The organism is Allobosea sp. ASV33 (assembly GCF_016428755.1).
Classification (GTDB): Bacteria; Pseudomonadota; Alphaproteobacteria; order Rhizobiales; family Beijerinckiaceae; genus Allobosea.
Genome location: NZ_JAELTI010000079.1, coordinates 21,076 through 27,610, shown reverse-complemented (window position 1 = coordinate 27,610; position 6,535 = coordinate 21,076). Strand labels below are relative to the sequence as shown.

4 protein-coding genes are annotated in these 6,535 nt (G+C 67.5%); all 4 read right to left on the bottom strand.

Features of this window, described 5'->3' with window-relative positions:
* Window positions 1-1,015: ATP-binding protein (locus JHD80_RS19975; protein WP_199091029.1), on the bottom strand; the 1,015-nt coding region annotated here is incomplete at its 3' end.
* Between the two features lie 11 nt (window positions 1,016-1,026).
* Window positions 1,027-2,472 carry an FAD-dependent oxidoreductase gene (locus JHD80_RS19970; RefSeq protein WP_199091027.1) on the bottom strand — a complete coding sequence of 482 codons (1,446 nt, stop codon included), beginning with the start codon at window positions 2,470-2,472 and terminating at the stop codon, window positions 1,027-1,029.
* Window positions 2,473-2,844: 372 nt separating this feature from the next.
* Window positions 2,845-5,175, bottom strand: a complete 2,331-nt coding sequence (locus JHD80_RS19965; RefSeq protein ID WP_199091025.1) for a putative bifunctional diguanylate cyclase/phosphodiesterase — start codon at window positions 5,173-5,175, stop codon at window positions 2,845-2,847.
* A 166-nt stretch (window positions 5,176-5,341) separates the two neighbouring features.
* The gene (locus tag JHD80_RS19960; RefSeq protein WP_199091023.1) at window positions 5,342-6,283 is read right to left on the bottom strand and encodes an enoyl-CoA hydratase-related protein; all 942 of its coding nucleotides are present in this window, start codon (window positions 6,281-6,283) and stop codon (window positions 5,342-5,344) included.
* Window positions 6,284-6,535: the final 252 nt, after the last annotated feature.

Here is a 6,535-nt window from a genome sequence, read left to right as displayed (position 1 = left end):
GCTCGGCGACGAGCTGGCGCAACGGCACGTCGCGGATGGCGGGCGTCGCCTCGGCAGCGCGGCCATAGGCGAGGGTGGCCTGACAGAAATCGATGGCGCGGCCGAGCGTCGCGATCAGGCGCGGCGCGAAGCGGCGGATCTTGGCGTCGCGGGTCTCGATCAACTGGTCGGACATGAGCTGCGCCGCCGCCAGCATGTTGCGCAGGTCGTGGTTGATCTTGGAGACGGCGAGGCCGAGCTCGGCGAGATGCTTCTTGGTGCGCAGTTCGTCGGCGAGCGTCCCCTGCATGCGGGCGAGCGCCCGCTCCGCCTCGCCGATCTCGTCGGCGCGCAATGAGGGTTCGATGATCCGCCGCGGGTTCTCCGGGTCCGCCTCGAACTCCATGACATTGGCCGCCAGATGCCGGATCGGCCCGATGATCAGCGCATTGAGCGCGATATAGACCGCAAGCGCGGTCAGGCCGGTGAGCAGCAGCGAGATCAGCAGCAGGCTCCAGGAGAATTTCAGCATCGCCCGATGCAGCGGCGCCTCGTCGATGACGATCTCGACGAAATCGGCGCCGCCGACGGCCTCGCCGACGACGCGGATCGGCATCGTCGCAGGCGCGACGAGCACCGTGACGGCCTCGTTGATCGCCTGGAGCCAGTCGAGATTGCGCAGGTCGATCGAGCGGGCGACCTCCGGCGGCGGCATCGAATCGAGGCTGAGCAGGCGCCGCGCCCCGCCGACGCGCGCCGCGATGGCGCGTGCGCCGACGCCCATCAGCAGGCGGTTCTCGCTCCCCTCGGGCAGGCCGTCTTCCGGCGCGCCTTCCAGCACCAGTGCGGCGACCTGCGCGGCGGCGATCCGATCATGCAGCCAGTTGCGCCGGAAATTCGCGATCGAGGGTAGATAGATCAGCACCTCCGCCAACATGACGAAGAGCACGGTCACGAGCAGCAGCTTGGCCGACAGGCCGAGGCGCGTGAGTCCGCGCGGCTGGCTGACCGACAAGGCTGGCTTGGGTGCATGCATCGTCGGGGAGCTTAACCGAAACGCCGCAAAAAGCCGATGAGGCGGCGCAGGGCCGGCCGCGTGGTCAATGTCGCATGGAAGGAGAGGGCGGCGCGGCGCGAGGCATCGGAGCGGGCGATGCCGGGCAACGGCATGCCGGAAACGACGTCGACGCCGAGCCCGGCGCGCATCGCGATGCACCAGGGGGCGATCTGCTCGCCCGCGTCTTCGCCGACGATGGTGACGCCGAGGATCTGGCCCTTGCGGTCGACGATCGCCTTGACGAAGCCCTCGGTCTCGCCGGCGGCCTGGGCTGCCGCATTCTCGGAATAAGGCCAGCGCAGCACCCGGATCTGGCCGGCCCTGGCGCGAGCCTCCGTTTCCGACGCTCCGACCGATGCGACCTGCGGCCGGGTCCAGGCCACGCGCGGCTCGCTGGCCGGATCGATCCTGACCCGTTGGCGGAACAGAATGCTGCGCAGCAGGAGCCCGACCTGGTCGTCGCCGGCACGATCCGATGCAGCGGTCGCGGTGCCACCGGCACAGGCTCCCAAAGCGTAGACGCGGCGGTTGCTCGTCCGCAGGCTCCTGTCGACGGTGATGCCCGAGGCGTCCCAGCGGATGCCGGCAAATTCGAGATCGAGGCTGGCGATTTCGGCGCGGCGCGGGCCGCAGATGACGAGATGCGAGCCCTCGATGGTCGTTTCGCCCGAGGGCGTGGCGAGGACGAGGCGAAGGCCTGACCGGCTGCGTTCCGCCCGCAGCGGCGTGCTGTTTTCGTGAAGCTCCAGTCCTTCGCGCAGCAGCCGCCGCCGCAGGATCGTCGCGGCTTCGTCGTCATGGCCCGCGAGCAGTCCCTCCGGCGCGACGAGCGACGCGGCAGAGCCGAGCCGGCGCAAGGCCTGCGCCAGGGCAGCCCCCGAGCCCCCGAGAACGATCGGGCGTTCGGGCAGCCGCGTCAGGCCGGCGAGGTCCGATTCGTGGAGGACGGGCACGGCATCGAGCCCGGCTATCGCGGGCGGCACGGCGCGCGCGCCGGTGGCGATCACGAAGCGGCGGGCCTTGATCGCGCGCCCGTCGACGGTGACCGTGCTGCGGCTCGTGAAACGCGCTTCGCCGCGGATGACGGTGATGCCGAGAGCGGCCAGGCGCTCGGCCGAATGATTGGCCCGGCCGGCCGCCAGAGCGCGCTGGATATGGTCGTGTATCTGCGCCGGGTTCGGCTGCGGCTCCGCCGCTGCCAGGCCGAGGCGCCCGGCATCGCGCAGCGCCTGCGCCCGGGCGGCGCTCGCGATCAGGGCGTGGATAGCGAGCGGCCCCGGATCGCCGCCGATGGCACCGCGCTCGATCAGAACGACGGGGACGCCGAAACTCGCTGCGGCGATCGTGAGCGCGATGCCGTTTGCGCCCGCGCCGATGACGCAGATATCGGGTGTCAACGCGGCTGGTTTCACCGCCTTGGCCGTGCCGTCGCTCACCGGATGTCCCGTTCCGCTCGCTCTCACCCTCGCTGATGCGTTGCCGGGCCGGCGGAATCAAGGCCGCCGTGCGGATGCTCCGGAAAAAGAGCCGCCTTAGAGCCTCTAACAAAACCCGGAGGGGTCTCGATGGGCTTTAGAGGAGCCGAATGCCAGGAGGAGCGCGCAGCCGATATCCTTCGATATCGGCAAGTCGGTCCGACGCCGCAGGCGGCCCTCCAAAGCTCACCTCCGGCGCCGGGAATTCGACCGTCCACGGCGTCGCGGCGCTTGCCGATACCAACGGTATCGGCTTCACCCCGCTCCTTGGCGGAGCGGACGAATTGCCGGCGTCGAGACCCCTCCGGGTTTTGTTAGAGGCTCTAAGCCTGTTCAGGCCACGCTGCGATTGCCGTTCTGGCCCTTGATGCTGGCCAGCGCCTCGGGGCGGCCGAACAGGAAGCCCTGGGCGCGATGGGCGCCGAGCAGTTGCACGGCGATGCGCTGCTGCTCCGTCTCGATGCCTTCGACCACGACGTTCATTTGCAGGCGCCGCGCCAATTGGCAGACCGCCTCGATGACGGCCTTCGAGGCTTCGTTGGTATGGACCTCGCGCGTGAAGCTCTGATCGATCTTCACCTGCGCGAACGGGTAGGTCGAGAGATAGGCGAGCGAGGAATAGCCAGTGCCGAAATCGTCGAGCGCGAAGGTCACGCCCAGCGCCCGCAATTCGTCGAGGACCGAAAGCGCCAGCTTCTCGTCCTCGATCAGCAGCGATTCGGTGACTTCCAGCATCAGGCGCCGCGATTCGAGATGCGAGGCGAGGAGCGCGCTCTTCACCGTCTCGACGATGCGGCGCGGCTCCCGGAACTGCAGCGGCGAGACGTTGACGGAGACGCCGATGCCCGGCTCCCAGCTCGCGGCATCGCGGCAGGCCTGGCGGATCGCCCAGTCGCCCATGCCGGCGATCAGGCCGGACTGCTCAGCGATCGGGATGAAGACGCCGGGCGGCACCATGCCGCGGGTGGGGTGGCGCCAGCGCATCAGCGCCTCGCGCGAGACGACCTTCTGTGTCTTCAGGTCGATGATCGGCTGGTAATAGAGTTCGAGCGTGCCGTCATTGCAGGCCTTGCGCAGATCGACCTCGATCTCGTGCCGCTCCATCATCTCCTCGGCCATGGCCGGGTTGAAGAACATCATCATGTTCCGGCCGGCCGACTTCGCCTTGTAGAGGGCCGTATCGGCATGGCGCAGCAGGTCGGCCGGATTGGCGCCGTCGAGCGGTGCCATCGCGATGCCGATGCTGGCCGTGACGTAGACGGTCTTGCCGTCGACGTCGAAAGACCGGGACATCGCGTCGATCATGCGCTGGGCGATGGCGGTGACGACGAGATGGTCCGAGGACGGCAGGATCAGCAGGAACTCGTCGCCGCCGAAGCGGGCGAGCTGGTCGTTGCTGCGGACCGCGCTGCGCAGGCGGCTCGCGGTCTCCATCAGCACATGGTCGCCGATATCGTGGCCGAGGCTGTCATTGACCTGCTTGAAGCCGTCGAGATCGAGATAGAGCAGCGCGAAACCGTCGCCGGTGCGCTCCAGCTTGGCGAAGGCCTCGGTGATCTGCGCGGTGTACTCGAAGCGGTTCGCGAGCCCGGTCAATTCGTCGAACCGCGCCATCTGCTCGATGCGCGCCTCCGTCGCCTTGCGCTGAGTGGCATCCTCGGTGAGCATCAGGATGCCGCCCTCGGCGGCAGGCGCAAGCGTCACGACCAGGACGAGCCCGCTGCGCGTCACCAGTTCGCGGCTGGTCGCCACCTGGGTCGTCTGCACCTCGGTCAGTGCCGCGCGGATGTCGCGCAATTGCTCCTGGCTGATCACCTGACGCTCGACCAGGAAGCGCGCTATCGCCGTCAGCGGCGTGCCGGGCAGGGCGAGCGTCTCGGGCAGGCCATAGAGCGTACTGTGGGGCGCGTTGCTGACCGCGAGCTTGAGGCTGCGGTCGAACATCGCCAGCCCGTCGATCATCGTGTTCAGCGCGGCGTCAAGCGTCAGGTTCTGCGAGTGCAGCGCGGAGGCCAGCGCCTTCGACTGCTTGTTGGCGTCGCTGAGCGCCAGCAGGTTGCGGTGCAGGGAGTTGGTGATCGCGATATTGGCCGCCACGTAGAGGAAGGCGAAATAGCCGATATAGCGGTAATAGGGGTTTTGCGCGGCGATCAGGCCGATCGCCATCGGGATGCAGAAGGTCAGGAGCTGCACCGCGACGAATTTCGGCCGGCCGGCATTGCGCGCGACATAGCCGGAGGCCAGCGCGATGGTCGATGCGACCGAGGTGATGTGCGCGGCCGGATCGTTGGTCTGGACCAGCGCGACATAGCAGCTATAGCCGAGCACGGCGCTGAATACCGTGGCGCCCAGGAAATAGTCGCGGTCCCAGCGCCGGGTCTCCGCATAGCTGTCCTGAGCGTGGTTGTGCCGGCGATAGGCGATCACCGTCATGATGCGCAGGACGACGATGAGCGTCACCAGGATGGTGAGGCTCATGAAGATGTCCATGCCGGTGGAGAGCCAGCACAGGAACGGCGTCAGGATGCCGGCTATGCCGCCGGGGATGATCGAGGCCGGCGACGAGAACAGCGAACTGACCAGCAGCGTATAGCCGGTCAGGTCGATGTTCTCGCCCTGCTCGCGCTCGCCGGCCGCCATCAGTCGCTTGAGAGCGCCTGCCATCTACTCCTGCCTCTGCCGCCCCACGCGGTACGACGCGCGGATTCCGCACGTCGCGCATCATGCCAGAGGGTTGTACGAGAGCAGAGGTAAATGCTTCGTGTGGTTTTCCGGGGCCGCTTCTCCGGTTTGCCGCGCGGCCCCTGATGCGCCTTGGATTTTCCGCCCGTCAGACCGGGGCGAGGTGGCGCTGGTAGACGCGCGCCAGCATCCGGTCCTGCGTCTGGGCGATGCGCTGCAGCTTCGAGATCGCGCTCGGGCTGAGGCGCAGCATACAGTCCGTCCAGATCTGGCCGAGATGGCCGAGTTCCTCGCGCAGATCCCCATGGCGACGGTTGAAGGCCGAGAACAGCGCGGTCTTGGCGGCGTGGATCGGCAGGGAATCGGCGCAATATTTGCGGATCCAGTTCTCGCCCGTGCCGGTCGGCACCACGGCCTCGAGCCCGCCGGCCGCCATGAAGTCCTGCGCGCTCATCTCCTCGCCGGAGAGCAGCATCTGCTCGGCCGCGCGCTGGCCCATGCGCCGCGACAGGATCGCCACCGCGGTGATCGGGAAGTGGTTGAACTTGATCTCGGGATAGACGAACGACGCCTGTTCCTCGGCGATCATCACATTGCAGGAGCGGGGCGCGTCGATGCCGCCGCCGATCGCCTTGGCGTGGATCGTCGAGAGCGTCACCACGAGGCCGTTGAGGCCGCCTGAGTTCCAGATCGCGCCTTCGGCCGAAAGCCGGGCGTATTCCGCCAGCGCGGCGCGGTCGTTCTTGGCCAGGCAGTCCAGATAGAAATCGAGATCGCCGCCGAGCGTGAAGAACGGCCCCGTGCCGCGGAAGGCGAGGAAGCGCACCGGGGCGCGGTGATACTGATCTGGCGCGCCCCAGAGCGCCACGATCGCGCTCTGGATCTTCACCAGGCTGTCGAGCAGCTGCAGCGTGAAGACGGGCTTCAGCTCCGGTCGGATCGTGACCCAGAGCGTCTTGATATCCGGCTCATAGGCGATCTCCACCTCCGGCAGGAAGCCCGCCTTGTAGCGGATCGCATCGATGACCTCGCAGCTTTCCAGCACGGTCGGCGCGCGGCTGCCTGAACTGATCTTCAAGGACTGCAACATGACGCTACCCCACGAACTCCTTGATGCCGGCAGCGTAAACGAGCTTAACGAAGTGTAAACGAATTCTCCCGGAAATGGTTAATAGCATTAAGGATTTTCACTTTACCAAGCGTCAGGTCGGGCGCCGCCGGGCTTGCCCTTGGTCCGGCAAGGCAAGAGCCGCGCCGCAGCGATGCGAACGAAAATGTCGTGGAGAGCCCGGTGGGCGATGCAAATGGGCGGTATCGCCGCGCTGCGGCAGAAGGATCGTGC